The following is a 14,439-nucleotide window of genomic DNA, read 5'->3' as shown; positions in this document are numbered from 1 at the left end:
ATGGATGCAATAAAGGACAAGGAAACTCAATTTGTTCAGGCCGGCGAAAAGCTGAAGGCTGTTAAGGAGGAAATAAAGAAGTTTATCGTTGGACAGGAAGATGTCATCGAACAGGTGCTTTGGAGCATCCTTTCTGGCGGACATTCTCTTCTTGAGGGTCTGCCCGGCCTCGGCAAAACAATGCTGATTAGGACAATCGCAGACTGTATGGATCTATCTTTTTCTCGGGTTCAATTTACACCTGATTTAATGCCATCCGATATTACAGGTACGATGCTGCTTCAGCCTGGGGAAGACGGCAGACAGGAATTCACCTTTCATAAAGGCCCTATTTTTTCAAACATTGTACTTGCCGATGAGATCAACAGGGCAACACCTAAAACACAAAGTGCCTTGCTGGAAGCGATGGGCGAAAAGACAGTGACGGTTATGGGCGAAACGAAGCAAATGGAAACGCCGTTCTTTGTACTTGCGACTCAGAATCCGATTGATATGGAAGGGACGTATCCACTTCCTGAAGCCCAGATGGACCGGTTTATTTGCAAAATTAACGTGAATTATCCTTCAGGCGATGAATTGAAGGAAATTGCCCGGAGAACGACTGGAATTGAAACGCCACATCTTGAAAAAATTCTCGGATCTGGGGACGTTGTTCTGCTGCAACGTTTAACAAAGGAAATTCTTGTTTCCGAAGATATGCTGGATTTAGCCGTTTCAATTGTTACACTTACCCATCCGGGAAAAGAAGGTGGACCAGAAGCAGTAAAAAACTTTATCCAATACGGAAGCGGACCCCGCGGCCTGCAAAGTATCATCCAGCTTGCTAAGTCAAGGGCATTTATGGCGGGGCGATATCATGTCTCTATTGGTGATTTAAAGCAGGTAGCTGCACCAGCACTGCGTCATAGGATGTTTATGAATTTCGAAGGAGAAGCAAGCGGAATCACTGCTGATGAGATCATTAAGGATATTGTTGATTCTGCCGTGAAAGGTGCTTCAGAAAGATGAAAGCAGCCGGTATAGTTGTGCTTTCAAGGCTCCAGCAAAAACGCCTTTTTGTGAAAACTAGGAGACGCAGTGTCCAAAAAGGGGCAAGAAGGTCTGGAAAAGCAGGCGCTTCTCTGGAATTCTCGGATTTTCGTTCCTATCAGCCGGGAGATGATATCAGGTTGATTGATTGGAATATTTATGGGCGAACCGGCAAGCACTATATTAAGAGATTCCTTGATGAGCAGGAAATTCATGCCGCTATTTTCCTTGATGGGACTCCTTCAATGCAGACGATTGAATCAAAATGGCAGCGGGCAAGGGAAATTGCCGCTGCGCTGAGCTTCATTGTTTTAAATGGAGAGGACAGGCTGACCTTCTATCCTGTTGCAGCAAATTCGTTCGGTAAAATTGCCAGGAAGGGGACCATTTACGCCAAAAGCGTATATGCGAGTGTCCTCGCACTTAAAAGTTCTACAATCTCTGGTGGTTTCTCTGAACTAATTAGCAAGGAAAGCTTGAAAAGCATCCAGGCTGCCATTCTGATTTCAGATGGGCTGGAATCACTTTCCGCATTTGAAGGATTATTTCGCAAGTTTGCCGCAGCAAGAATCGAAGTAAAGTTCATCCAGGTTCTCTCCCAGACTGAAATAGAACCGCAAATGGAAGGAGATATACAGCTTGTAGATAGTGAAACGGGAACAACCGTCAATGTAACGATGCAGGAAACCGTCGTCAAGTTGTACCAGAGCCGGCTTGCGAAACATAATGAAGCCCTTGAATCGCTCTGCCGGAAGTTTGGTTTTACATATGTGCCCGTTTCAGATTCTCATGATTTGCAGAACTTCTTGTTTCATAAATGTACAGCAAAAAAAGTACTGGAATGAGGTGATAAGATATGCACTTTGCCAATCCATTCTATTTTTTTCTGGCTATCCTGATTGCAGGTGTTGTCCTGCTCTATTTTTTCCGCAAACAATATCACTCTATCATCAACCCTTCAAACCTTTTATGGGTTGAGGCGATGAACGAATGGCAGGCGTCGCCGTGGCTGAAGAAGCTGCAGCATAATCTCTTATTCTGGCTGCAAATCGCCGCGCTCGCTCTGTTGATGTTTGCGCTTGTCAAGCCTCTCTTGTTCAGCTCCGGATTGGCAGGGGAGCATCTTGTTTTTATTGTGGACCCTTCCTCTACGATGTCCGCTGAAAAAGGCGGAAAACCACTGTTTGCGAGTGCGAAGGAAGAAATCCTTGATATGGCCAGCCGCCTGGACAGCCAGCAGGTGACAATTATCCTGGCGGATGAAGAGCCGGAAATCGTATTGAATAAGGAAGATGAACCCGGGGCAATTAAGGCTGCAATCGAGTCTCTTCATCTGATCTATGGGCATGAAAATATAACAGATTCTGTTAAACTAGCGGTTTCGTTGTCCTCCGGAACTGGGGGAGTAATCCATATTTTTTCGGATAAAGTGACAGAGGATTCAATAGAATCTCTTGCGGGCAAGCAGCCGGTTGAAGTACATAATCTTGGTGAGGAACTGGATAACCTTTCCCTTATGTCGTTTGGAGCATCACGTTCAGGTGGAAAAGTCACTGCGATTGCGGTTGTTGAAAACCAGGGGAAAGAGGAAGTGAGCACGAATTTCCGGATAATGGACGACAAAGGGAAGGCCGTTTTTGAAAGGATGCTGACCCTGCCCCCCAATAGCCAGGAAATCCTCGATATACCGAGCCTCCCTGATGGCCGTTATTATCATGCTGAGGTTCTTGCCGCTGATGGCTACAGTGCGGATAATAGCGCCTCGACTGTTCTTTCACCCGCAGACCCTCCTGTCTATGCTGTTGGAGATGTGAATCCCTTTTTGATAAGGGGGCTGCAATCAATTGGAATTAAAAGCATTCAGCTTGATGATAATAGCCTTGCGACTGCAGACCAGGATGGCCTATTCCTTGTTGAGGGGCAAGTCCCCGAAAACCTTCCTGAAGGGCCGATTCTGATAATCAACAAAGATGCAAAAAAAACGATTGAAATAAACGAGCGCCCAAAGGGATCGGCCTCACCGATCCTGGAATACACCGCATTTGAAAAGACATATATTCATCAAGCTGTACAGCCTTTACAGGGCACATTTGAAACGATTGCCGAAAGTGGAGGACATCCGTTGATACAATCAGGAAGGATGAATGCGCAGCCAGCCGTCATAGTCAATTTTGCAATTGAAAAAAGCGATTGGCCGCTTCAGCCTGGATTTCCAATTTTCCTTTATAACAGCTATCAATGGTTGTCACGCCAGTCGGGTTTTCTCGGAAACTTCCAGCCTGGTGAAGAAAAATGGCTGAATATTGATACAGCAGGAAAACCTTTGGAATTGTTTAATGAAGAAGGAAAGAATCTTGGCAGTTTCACATTGGAAAAAGAAAACTTTAAAGCCCCTTATGAACCTGGCGTTTACCAGGCTTCAGACGGTGAGTCCATTCATTATTTTTCAGTCATCCTCGATGACCGTGAAAAAGAGCCCGGCTTTGAGAAATCATTCGTACTAAACGAGACAGGTTTATCTAAACTGGAGCAGACAGTAGACAAAGAAAACGGGACAGTATGGCTGTGGCTAGCGATGATCGCTCTCATACTACTGCTTGCCGAATGGGAGGTGTTCCGCCGTGGGCTTGGAAATTAGTTATCCTCTTATGCTCTTACTGACAATACCAGCATTTGTCCTGATGCTGCTTTTTTTTCGGCAGGCAAAATCACTCGATAGAAAGGTTGCCGGAATCCTAAGGAGCATCGTCTTTCTCCTGATTATTTTCGCCCTGGCTGTACCCCAGGTTATTCTTCCAGCAAAAACGGAAACAATCGTCTTTCTGGCTGATCGTTCCAAAAGCGTTCAATCCGTTGAAGGAAATTTGCTTGATTGGGTGGATGAAGCAGTATCCTCGAAAGGACATGCAAAGCAATTTGCAATTGCCTCTTTCGCGAATGGTGCGCAATCGGAAGCTTCGATGTCTACGACAAAAACTATCCCTGAACGGTTCAATGCGGAGGTGGACCGTGGCGAAACGGATATTTCTGCAGGCCTTCAGTTCGCTTCTTCACTCCTTCCCGGTACAGAAGGAGGAAGGATTATCCTCCTGACAGACGGCAATGAGACGGTCGGAAAGGCTGAGCAAGCAGCACAGCTTCTGAAAAATCGAGGAATAGAACTTGATTACGTTGTTCTTGATCGGAAGGTAAATGGGGATACAGCAATAACAGGCCTGGACGTCCCGCCTTCGCTATTTGAAGGGGAGGAAACGCCGGTTACGATAACCCTAACAAGTAATGTTGCGACACCAGCAGCGGTCAGGCTTTCCGTGAACAATAAGGCGGTCTTCCAGCAGACTGTCGAGGTCAAGGAGGGTGAGAACGCCTATACGTTTACGCATAAGGCTGAAGAACCAGGTCTTGCGGTGTATAAAGCCGAGCTTGTGAATAAACAGGATGCCTATATTGAAAATAATTCACTCCATGCAGTTTCGACTGTGAAAGGAACACCAAGGGTGCTGGTGGTCGAAGGAACTCCAAATGGTCCTTTGCCAGACATTCTCAAAGGATCTGAACTTCTTGTTGAGAAAACTGTCCCTGAAAAATTGCCGACGGCACTGGGTAGCTACCTTCAATATCAATCCATTATATTTGAAAATGTCCCAGGCCACCGGGTCACCGAAAACCAAATGAATTTGATTGAGAAAGCAGTTAGGGAGTTTGGAACCGGGTTTGTCATGACAGGCGGGGAAGACAGCTTTGGTCTTGGGGGGTATTTTAAGACCCCGATTGAAAAATTGCTGCCAGTTGATATGGATATTAAGGGTAAAAAGGAAATGCCATCACTAGGCCTGGTTATTGTGATCGACCGGTCAGGCAGTATGAGCGGCAATAAACTTTCACTCGCAAAAGAAGCTGCAGCAAGATCAGTCGAATTACTGCGTGAGGAGGACACGCTTGGATTCATCGCCTTTGATGACCGGCCATGGACGATTGTGGAAACAGCACCTCTTAGCAATAAAAAGAAGACTGTTGAAAAAATCAGATCCATCTCTGTCGGAGGTGGGACAAATATTTATCCTGCCCTTGAAAAAGCATACGAGGAACTCCGTGACCTCAAACTGCAAAGGAAACATATTATATTGCTTACGGACGGACAGTCGGCAGCTGCAGGCGATTATGCCTCTCTAATACAGGAGGGGAAGGAAAAAAACATCACACTTTCAACGGTGGCGCTCGGTTCTGATGCCGATAGGCTGCTCCTCGACGATCTGGCAACAATGGGCAGCGGACGTTTTTACGATGTGTCCGATGTTTCGGTAATCCCAAGCGTCCTGTCACGGGAAACTGTTATGACAACAAGAACATATATCGAGGATAATCCATTTTACCCATTAATAGAGCCTTATCCTGAGTGGTCCGCCCGATTTGCGGCTGGTGTGCCGCAAATGAATGCCTATATTGCTGCCACGACGAAAACGAGAGCGACAGTCCCAATCCTAAGCGAGAAGGAGGATCCTGTCCTGGCAGAGTGGCAGTATGGGCTGGGAAAAACATTGGCCTTTACATCGGATGTCACCGGGAAGTGGTCTGGAGATTGGGCAAGGTGGGAAGGCTGGCCAGCTTTCCTAAACCAGATTGTTTCTGCTTCATTGCCACAGTATGATAGTGAGCCCTTTTCTGTTTCGGTTGCAAAAGAAGACGGAGAAACGCTTGTAACATTAAAAAGTGCCAGTACTGAGGTGCTCCCGGTAGAGGCTTCGCTTTTATCAGAAACGGGCACATCCGTGGACGCAAATATGAAATTAGTTGCTCCTGGGGAATATGAGCTTGCTTTCCCTTCAAAACCGGGGATGTATTACCTGTCACTTAAGCAGACCGGGAAAAAAGGCGAAGTTCAGATGTATCGGACCGGATTTTCTGTTCCTTACTCAAATGAATTTTTGCTAGAAGGGACAAACAGGAATTATCTAAAGGAACTGGCCTCAATTGGCGGCGGAAAGGAATTAACGTCTGCCAGGGAGGCATTCAGACCGTTGAAAAATCTGCCGAAAGAAAGACAGCCAATAAGTGAATATCTGCTGCTGGCTGCATTCCTGGTACTTGTCCTTGAAATTTTTATTCGAAGGTTCGGAGTCGGTGTATTCTCGAAGTTGATTCCAAAAAGGAAAAATTCGGATGATAAAGCAGTTACTGTAGATGGTGTTGCGATCGAAAGGCTCTCAGGAGTAAGGAAAAAAGTATCCAGGGAAAGGCCGTCCAAAACCATTCTTCCTGGAAAAGAAAAGGTGAAAAGGCAAAGTGGAAATCAAACTCAGGATGAGGTATTAGTACAGGTGCGTCCGAAAGGGCAAACGAAGCCTGTTAACGCTGCCAAGGAACTGACTCCTGAACAAAAGCAAGAACGGATGAACCGCTTACTTGAAGCAAAGAAAAGAACTAAATAACATTCTTCTTATGAAGCTGGCTTACCTGTTAGGGTGAGCTGGCTTTTCTTAATTTTTTGATGATGGTTGAATAGCAGCCATGGTTATGGTCAACAGTGGTTTAGTGGATTAATTTATATGCTGGGGGTGACGATTAATCCACGAAAGTGGTTTAGTGGATTACCAAGGAGTTTTACCCGAAACGCCTTTTAAGAGTAGTATGTTACGTCATTTTACCAAATATATAAACGAAATTTAATTAAGATTGGTGCCTATCTTGACACCATGGCGCCCTGCTTGTAAACTAACGATGTAAAGGTTTTTCACTTAACAAGGAGGGATAGCATGCTTGAGAAAACAACGAGAATGAATTATCTGTATGATTTTTACCAATCGTTGTTGACTGAAAAACAGCAAAGCTACATGTCTCTCTATTACCTGGATGATTATTCACTCGGGGAAATTGCTGAAGAATATGATGTTAGCCGCCAGGCGGTTTATGATAATATCAAACGAACTGAAGCAATGCTTGAGGAGTATGAAGAAAAACTTCTGCTTTTGCAAAAGTTCCAGGAACGTAATATTCTGCTGGCGCAAATAAAGGAGCTGCTTCAATCTGATTCAGTTCCGAAACAAGATTTGCTCGAGAAATTAGCAGAGCTAGAGAAACTAGATTAGGAGGCGGCACTATGGCATTTGAAGGATTGGCCGACCGACTGCAGAATACGATGCAAAGAATCCGTGGCAAAGGGAAAGTCAATGAAGCGGATGTAAAGGAAATGATGAGGGAAGTCCGCCTGGCTTTGCTTGAGGCGGATGTTAACTTTAAGGTCGTCAAGGAGTTTGTTAAAAAGGTAAGTGAACGGGCAGTTGGCCAGGAAGTCATGAAGAGTCTGACACCAGGCCAGCAGGTAATCAAGGTCGTAAAAGAAGAACTGACAAACCTGATGGGCGGCGAACAGAGCAAAATAGCCGTCTCAAGCAGGCCGCCAACCATTATTATGATGGTCGGTCTTCAGGGTGCAGGTAAAACGACCACAACCGGTAAGCTTGCACTCCTGCTTCGTAAAAAGTATAACCGTAAACCTTTGCTTGTAGCTGCGGATATTTACCGTCCTGCGGCCATTAAACAGCTTGAGACGCTCGGTAAACAGCTTGACATGCCAGTGTTTTCGCTTGGTGACCAGATCAGCCCGGTTGAAATTGCCAGGCAGGCCATTGCCAAAGCGAAGGAAGAACACCATGATTACGTTCTAATTGATACCGCTGGGCGTCTTCATGTTGACGAAGCATTGATGGATGAATTGAAGGACATAAAGGAGCTCGCCAACCCAAATGAGATTTTCCTTGTTGTCGATGCGATGACAGGCCAGGATGCTGTCAATGTAGCACAAAGCTTCAATGAACAGCTAGGTTTGACCGGGGTTGTATTGACAAAGCTGGACGGCGATACAAGGGGCGGTGCTGCACTTTCTATCAGGTCTGTTACGAACACTCCTATTAAATTCGTCGGTATGGGTGAGAAGATGGACGCCCTTGAGGCATTCCATCCTGAGCGTATGGCTTCACGGATTCTGGGGATGGGCGACGTCATGTCACTGATTGAAAAGGCCCAGGCAAACGTTGATGAGGAGAAGGCGAAAGAGCTAGAGCAGAAAATGCGTACAGCTTCCTTCACTCTCGACGATTTCCTTGATCAGCTTGGCCAGGTGCGGAAGATGGGGCCTCTTGAGGACATCTTGAAGATGCTCCCGGGAGCCAACAAGATAAAAGGGCTCGACAGCGTATCGATTGATGAGAAGCAAATCGGCCATGTTGAAGCAATCATCCAGTCCATGACAACTAAGGAAAAGGAACATCCCGAAATCATCAATTCCAGCCGCAAACGGCGCATTGCCAAGGGGAGCGGCCGGACTGTTCCGGAAGTAAACAGGCTTCTGAAGCAATTTGAGGATATGAAAAAAATGATGAAACAGATGACCAACATGCAGCAGAAAGGCAAAAAGAAAGGCGGCTTCAAGCTTCCCTTTAAGCCATTCTAATGGTTGAGTTTCCTTATTTTAGGTGTTAAGAAAAAAGACTTTACAAACTAATTAAGAATTGGTAATATAATTTCTTGTGTGAAACTATTCGGAGGTGCAAGTTAAAATGGCAGTAAAAATTCGTTTAAAGCGTATGGGAGCTAAAAAATCTCCTTTCTATCGTATCGTTGTAGCAGATTCCCGTTCACCACGTGATGGACGTTTCATTGAAACAGTAGGAACGTACAATCCAGTTACAGCGCCCGCAATTGTTGATATCAATGAAGAGTTGGCTCTTAAATGGCTAAAAGATGGCGCGAAGCCATCCGATACTGTTCGTAACCTATTTTCCCAAGCCGGCATCATGGAGAAATTCCACAATGCCAAGCTTGGCAAGTAATAGAGGCAGAACATTATGAAACAGTTGATTGAAACGATCGTTAAGCCCCTTGTTGATTACCCGGACGATGTTCGCGTGAACGTTGCCGAAGAGGATCAACGCGTAACCTATCACCTTTCCGTCAACAAGAGCGACATGGGAAAAGTAATTGGAAAGCAAGGGCGCGTTGCGAAAGCAATCCGCACTGTTGTGTATGCAGCAGGTGCATCGGAACACAAGAAACTGTTTTTAGAGATAGGTGAATAATTGCCCGAGCTCCCGTAGTGGGTTTGGCGGTAAAAAAGGAGGGAGCAATCCCTCCTTTTTTGCTGTGTATTAGCGATGGAGTTTGAATAGTTTTTGTTCCCTTGATAGTGTTTAATGGTGGCCACTTGTGTCTGAGTTGTGAATATTTCCGATATATGTTCCGTTAAGGGTTAAATAATTGTGAATAAGGGATAAAAAAAGTTCATTCAGGGCGATAAAGTTGTAAAAACGGGCGATATAATTTTAAGACACTGTACGAGTAATTAATGCCTGAAGTAAAGCTCTGTTTACAATACATACAAGGAGGTTTTTATGAAAATTCTCCAAACTATTTCCGTTAAACAAGTACTTACTGAAACAAGCCGAGATAAACTACACGACCAATATCTGCAAAATAAGCTCCTGCTTGAAAAAGAAACGGGGCAGCTTCAATTTGAACAAAAAAAGTTGGAGAAAACCGGGAAATACCAGGTGTCTGAGGTCAAGAGCAAATTTGAAAAAGAAATCAGGCAGCGTGCAGAGAGGATTCAAGAGCTTGAGTTTCAACTTGTTCAGCTGGATATGCTACCATTAGGTAGTGAATTAAAGGAAAAAGAAGTCCAGGCTATAATAGAGGTTCAACCAGGTGATACCTGGGATAATGGTAACCCCAAGCATGAAATTATTATTAGAGATGGAATAATAGTAGAAATTAGATAGAGGTGACACTTAATGGATAAATGGTTCAACGTAGGCAAAATCGTCAATACTCATGGTATTAAAGGCGAAGTCAGGGTCATTTCAAGGACGGATTTTGCCGAGGAGCGGTATAAGAAGGGAAACACGCTGTACTTGTTCCTTCCGAAAGAAAAAGAGGCTATTGAGGTTATTGTGAAGGCACATCGGCAGCACAAGAATTTTGACCTCCTTACCTTTGAAGGATATGAAGATATAAACAAGGTTGAAAAGCTTAGAGATGGAATTCTGAAAATCAACGAGTCCCAGCTTGGCGAATTGGAGGAGAATGAATATTACTTCCATGAAATCATTGGCTGTACTGTCTCTACTACGGAAGGGGAGGAAGTCGGGAAAATTTCCGAGATCCTTACACCAGGGGCAAATGATGTATGGGTTGTAAAAGGCAAGAAGGGGAAGGAATATTATATTCCTTATATTGAACATGTTGTTCTTAAGGTAGATGTGAAAGAAAAAACGGTCGTAATCGATCCGCTTGAAGGATTGCTTTCATGATGAAAATTGATGTCCTTACTCTTTTTCCAGAAATGTTTGAAGGTGTATTTGGCAGTTCAATTCTCAAACGAGCCAGGGAAAAAGAGGCTGTTACTTACAATGTAGTCAACTTTCGCGAATACGCGGACAACAAACATAAAACAGTTGATGATTATCCTTACGGGGGCGGGGCAGGGATGGTATTGAAGCCTCAGCCTATTTTTGATGCGGTCGAGGCGTTAAGCCAACACACATCGGCCAAACCGCGTGTAATCCTCTTGTGTCCGCAAGGTGAGCGCCATTCGCAAAAAAAAGCTGAACAGCTTTCTGAAGAGGAACATTTAATCTTCATTTGCGGCCATTATGAGGGGTATGACGAGAGAATCAGGGATATTGTCACTGATGAAATTTCAATCGGGGATTTTATTTTGACAGGCGGCGAGCTTGGTGCAATGGTCGTGATTGATAGTGTTGTCCGGCTGCTTCCGGAAGTACTTGGGAAACAAGAATCGCATATCCAGGATTCATTCAGCACCGGCCTTCTGGAGCATCCACACTATACGAGACCTGCTGATTTCCGGGGCTTAAAAGTTCCGGATGTCCTCATATCAGGCAATCATAAGCTAGTCGATGAATGGCGGATAAAGGAATCGTTAAGGAGGACATGGGAGCGGAGACCGGACCTCTTTGACCATATAGAACTTGAACCACTCCATCAAAAATGGCTTGAAGAAATAAAAAAAGAGTCACGCTAGTTATTGCGAACAGGCCTGGTTTATGATAAGATACTACTTGTGACTTGAGCCGGGAAGCCGGCTGCAGTCTTAAAACGATGTTCCGCTGCGATTAAGAAATGGTTGCAAGAGCATCTGTGGGAGGAGTTGAATACGATGCAACAATTAATCAATGATATCACAAAAGAACAGCTTCGTTCTGATCTTCCTTCTTTCCGCCCTGGTGACACAGTACGTGTACACGTTAAGGTTGTTGAAGGTACTCGCGAGCGTATCCAGTTGTTTGAAGGTGTTGTGATCAAGCGTCGTGGTGGTGGAATCAGCGAAACTTTTACAGTTCGTAAAATTTCCTATGGAGTAGGCGTTGAGCGTACTTTCCCAGTCCACACACCAAAAATTGCGAAATTGGAAGTACTCCGCCGCGGTAAAGTCCGCCGTGCGAAGCTTTACTACCTGCGCAAGCTACGTGGCAAAAAAGCCCGTATCAAAGAAATTCGCTAATAAGAAAAGTATAAGCGCCCGATTAGCGCCGTATGGACTGGAGGACCCCGACAGAGATAAAGGAAACACGAAGAGCAGTTTGTGCGATTCGATGTTGACTTATCGTACGAGGGGGCTGAAGGACACTAGGCGCTGGGCGCTGAAACTAGACAGTACACAAGGAAGCGCCATCGCCAGGTTCCATAGCCACTTTCAGGCTGGTGCCGCGGTGGCGCTTATTTGTATTCAAGGGCTTGGGAACAAGCCCTTTTTTCAATATTAAATTAGAATGGAAATGGATTATCCCGGACTGTACCACAAATTTCAAAAACAACGTGTTTAAGTGTGCTTTGTTATGTAAAATAGATGTATGAGAAAACTGCCGGGGCTGCCTCAGGCTAATGGAGTATCATGAAACAGGCCCCTAGTTGGTCTAAAGCATGATAGTTCCTATTTTGAAATGGGTGGGGAATATATGGTCAAAAAGAAAAACGAAGTTTGGGAATGGACAAAAGCGCTACTCGTTGCAGTTGCATTGGCAGCAGTTATCCGATATTTCCTGTTTGCCCCAATTGTAGTTGATGGCCAATCGATGATGCCGACATTGAAGCACGCCGACCGGATGATTGTTAATAAATTCAGCTATCAAATCGGTGAGCCAGAGCGCTTTGACATCATTGTGTTCCATGCGCCGGAAAACAAGGATTATATTAAACGTGTGATCGGACTTCCAGGAGATACGGTTGAGTACAAGGATGATACTCTTTACGTGAATGGCAAAGCATATGAAGAGCCGTATTTGGAAGAATATAAGCAAATGGTTGTCGATGGCCCTTTAACCGATCCGTTTACTCTTGAAGAGAAGATTGGAAGAAAGACTGTTCCTGAAGGAGAGCTATTTGTAATGGGCGATAACCGCAGATATTCCAAGGACAGCCGCCATATCGGTACGGTTCCGATGGAAAAGGTGCTTGGAGAGACTAGTATTGTATACTGGCCTTTAGAAGACATGCGGATAGTTAAGCCGGATGAGAAGTAAGATACGGTTCTCGTAAAGAGCCCGTGGATAAGTCGAATAGATTTAGGAGGTGGCCGCTATGACCATTCAATGGTTTCCTGGCCACATGGCGAAGGCACGCAGGGAAGTTACTGAAAAATTAAAGCTCGTCGATATCATTTACGAATTAATAGATGCAAGGATTCCTTACTCTTCAAGAAACCCGATGATTGATGAAATCATTCAGCATAAACCCCGGCTCGTACTGCTGAACAAGGCTGACATGGCGGACAAACAAGCGACCAGGGATTGGATTCGCTATTTTGCTGACAAAGGAATCCGGGCGCTGGCAATTAATGCCCAAGCTGGAGAGGGTATGAAGGAAATTGTTAGTGCCTCAAATGAGATCTTAAAGGATAAGTTTGACCGGTTAAAGGCAAAGGGCGTCAAACCAAGGGCAATCCGGGCTATGATAGTGGGAATTCCGAATGCTGGCAAGTCGACGCTCATAAACCGGCTGGCAAAGAGGAATTTAGCGAAAACTGGCAATACGCCAGGTGTGACCAAGGCGCAGCAATGGATAAAGGTAGGCAAAGAGCTTGAACTTCTGGATACTCCAGGAATTCTTTGGCCGAAGTTTGAGGACCAGGAGGTTGGTAAAAAGCTGGCTATTACTGGCGCGATAAAGGACACAATCCTCAATCTTCAGGATCTCGCACTTTATGGACTAAGGTTTCTCGAAAAAAATTATCAGGGAAGGCTTGAAGAACGCTATCAGCTCGATCCGGTACCTGAAGACCCGGTTGAACTGTTCGAAAGCATAGGTAAGTTCAGGCGGGTGCTTGGCGGGGGCGGTATCGTGGATTATGACAAGGTTGCCGAACTTGTTGTCAGGGAAATCCGAAGTGAGAAATTTGGGCCGCTCACATTTGAAAGGCCTGAAGATCTTCTTTCAAACGATGATAGTTAATAGGCGGAGAGGGCTCTAAAAAAGGGGCCTCTCTTTTTTCATGACATACATAAGAAGGTAGATAATATGGGAAAGAGGACAATTCAGGAAATAAGTGCCATGCTGGCACAAGCCAGGGATGAACAGGATCCGATATTCCTTGAAGCAGAAATGGATGGCAGAAAAGGCGTCCAGGAGATGATTCGCAAATGGAAAAAGGCTAAAGCGTCAGAGCTCAGCCTAAAAGAAAAATTCATTGAAATGACCTTTTACGAACGTAAAGCACGCAAGGAGGGTTTTAACCTTGTAGCTGGTACAGATGAAGCGGGAAGGGGACCGCTTGCAGGCCCCGTCACGGCGGCTGCGGTCATTTTGCCGGAGGGTTTCTTTCTGCCCGGCCTTGATGATTCAAAAAAGCTGACGCGCAAAAAGCGTGATGAGTACGAAGAAATCATAAAAAGGGAAGCTGTATCCTACAATATTTGTTTTGTAAGTGCAGAGGAAATCGACCAGATTAACATATTGAAGGCGTCCATGAAAGCAATGACCCATGCGGCAGGCGGGCTTTTACCGCAGCCTGAATACATGCTGGTCGATGCTGTTAAGCTATCAATGCCATACCCGTCCGAGGCTATTATTAAAGGGGATGCAAAGAGTATTTCAATTGCTGCAGCATCCATTTTGGCTAAAAATGCCCGGGATAGATTTATGGAGGAACTTGCTCGTAAGTACCCTCAATATGGTTTTGAACGTAATGCAGGTTATGGGACGAAGGAGCATCTGAGTGCAATTGAAAACCATGGAGTCACACCCTATCATCGGATGACGTTTGCTCCGTTAAAGTGAATAGTGTGATCTCTTTGCCCAATACATAGTGCTGGACGCGTAAAGCTCGATAGATGTTTTATCTCCTAAGACAAACTTAGTTTATTAATCGGGCTTTTACGTACAGCAATCTCACACTTC

The 14,439-nt window shown here is 45.1% G+C and carries 15 protein-coding genes; all 15 read left to right on the top strand.

The features are described 5' to 3' along the window. The 15 genes from TY16_RS18870 to TY16_RS18800 all read left to right on the top strand — a co-directional run bounded on the left by TY16_RS18870 (position 1) and on the right by TY16_RS18800 (position 14,319). Complete coding sequence (locus tag TY16_RS18870) at positions 1-1,008, top strand: AAA family ATPase (protein WP_043933355.1); 1,008 nt, start codon at positions 1-3, stop codon at positions 1,006-1,008. Next, entirely contained in the window at positions 1,005-1,874 is an 870-nt protein-coding gene (locus TY16_RS18865) for a DUF58 domain-containing protein (protein WP_043933354.1), read from the top strand. Before TY16_RS18870 ends, TY16_RS18865 begins: the two co-directional genes overlap by 4 nt. A gap of 11 nt (positions 1,875-1,885) precedes the next feature. Then, positions 1,886-3,667 carry a vWA domain-containing protein gene (locus tag TY16_RS18860; RefSeq protein ID WP_043933353.1) on the top strand — a complete coding sequence of 594 codons (1,782 nt, stop codon included), beginning with the start codon at positions 1,886-1,888 and terminating at the stop codon, positions 3,665-3,667. After that, positions 3,651-6,458 (top strand): VWA domain-containing protein, encoded by a 2,808-nt coding sequence (locus TY16_RS18855; RefSeq protein ID WP_043933352.1) that lies wholly within the window; start codon positions 3,651-3,653, stop codon positions 6,456-6,458. Before TY16_RS18860 ends, TY16_RS18855 begins: the two co-directional genes overlap by 17 nt. A 324-nt stretch (positions 6,459-6,782) precedes the next feature. Beyond that, a complete protein-coding gene (locus tag TY16_RS18850; protein ID WP_043933351.1) occupies positions 6,783-7,115 on the top strand; it encodes a putative DNA-binding protein in 333 nt (110 codons plus the stop codon). A gap of 11 nt (positions 7,116-7,126) precedes the next feature. Beyond that, entirely contained in the window at positions 7,127-8,479 is a 1,353-nt protein-coding gene (gene ffh, locus TY16_RS18845) for a signal recognition particle protein (protein ID WP_043933350.1), read from the top strand. 106 nt (positions 8,480-8,585) lie between these two features. After that, positions 8,586-8,858: a 30S ribosomal protein S16 gene (gene rpsP / locus TY16_RS18840; RefSeq protein ID WP_043933349.1), complete on the top strand. Its 273-nt coding sequence runs from the start codon at positions 8,586-8,588 to the stop codon at positions 8,856-8,858. A 15-nt stretch (positions 8,859-8,873) separates the two neighbouring features. After that, entirely contained in the window at positions 8,874-9,104 is a 231-nt protein-coding gene (locus TY16_RS18835) for a KH domain-containing protein (protein WP_043933348.1), read from the top strand. A gap of 312 nt (positions 9,105-9,416) precedes the next feature. Further along, positions 9,417-9,803, top strand: coding sequence for a YlqD family protein (locus tag TY16_RS18830; protein ID WP_043933347.1), 387 nt, complete (start codon positions 9,417-9,419; stop codon positions 9,801-9,803). Positions 9,804-9,815: 12 nt separating this feature from the next. Further along, on the top strand, positions 9,816-10,334 hold the full coding sequence (rimM, locus tag TY16_RS18825; RefSeq protein ID WP_043933346.1) for a ribosome maturation factor RimM: 519 nt from the start codon (positions 9,816-9,818) through the stop codon (positions 10,332-10,334). After that, the gene (trmD, locus tag TY16_RS18820) at positions 10,334-11,068 is read left to right on the top strand and encodes a tRNA (guanosine(37)-N1)-methyltransferase TrmD (protein WP_197028477.1); all 735 of its coding nucleotides are present in this window, start codon (positions 10,334-10,336) and stop codon (positions 11,066-11,068) included. Before rimM ends, trmD begins: the two co-directional genes overlap by 1 nt. A gap of 135 nt (positions 11,069-11,203) precedes the next feature. Then, positions 11,204-11,548, top strand: a complete 345-nt coding sequence (rplS, locus tag TY16_RS18815) for a 50S ribosomal protein L19 (RefSeq protein ID WP_043933344.1) — start codon at positions 11,204-11,206, stop codon at positions 11,546-11,548. A 454-nt stretch (positions 11,549-12,002) separates the two neighbouring features. Then, entirely contained in the window at positions 12,003-12,566 is a 564-nt protein-coding gene (gene lepB / locus TY16_RS18810; RefSeq protein ID WP_043933343.1) for a signal peptidase I, read from the top strand. A gap of 58 nt (positions 12,567-12,624) precedes the next feature. Next, positions 12,625-13,494: a ribosome biogenesis GTPase YlqF gene (gene ylqF / locus TY16_RS18805; protein WP_043933342.1), complete on the top strand. Its 870-nt coding sequence runs from the start codon at positions 12,625-12,627 to the stop codon at positions 13,492-13,494. Between the two features lie 66 nt (positions 13,495-13,560). Further along, complete coding sequence (locus TY16_RS18800) at positions 13,561-14,319, top strand: ribonuclease HII (protein WP_043933341.1); 759 nt, start codon at positions 13,561-13,563, stop codon at positions 14,317-14,319. Positions 14,320-14,439 lie beyond the last annotated feature (120 nt).

This window comes from Bacillus sp. EB01 (assembly GCF_000613125.1).
Lineage (GTDB): Bacteria > Bacillota > Bacilli > Bacillales > Cytobacillaceae > Bacillus_D.
Note: the sequence above shows the minus strand (reverse complement) of the source record. Positions and strands in the feature narration are given on the sequence as shown.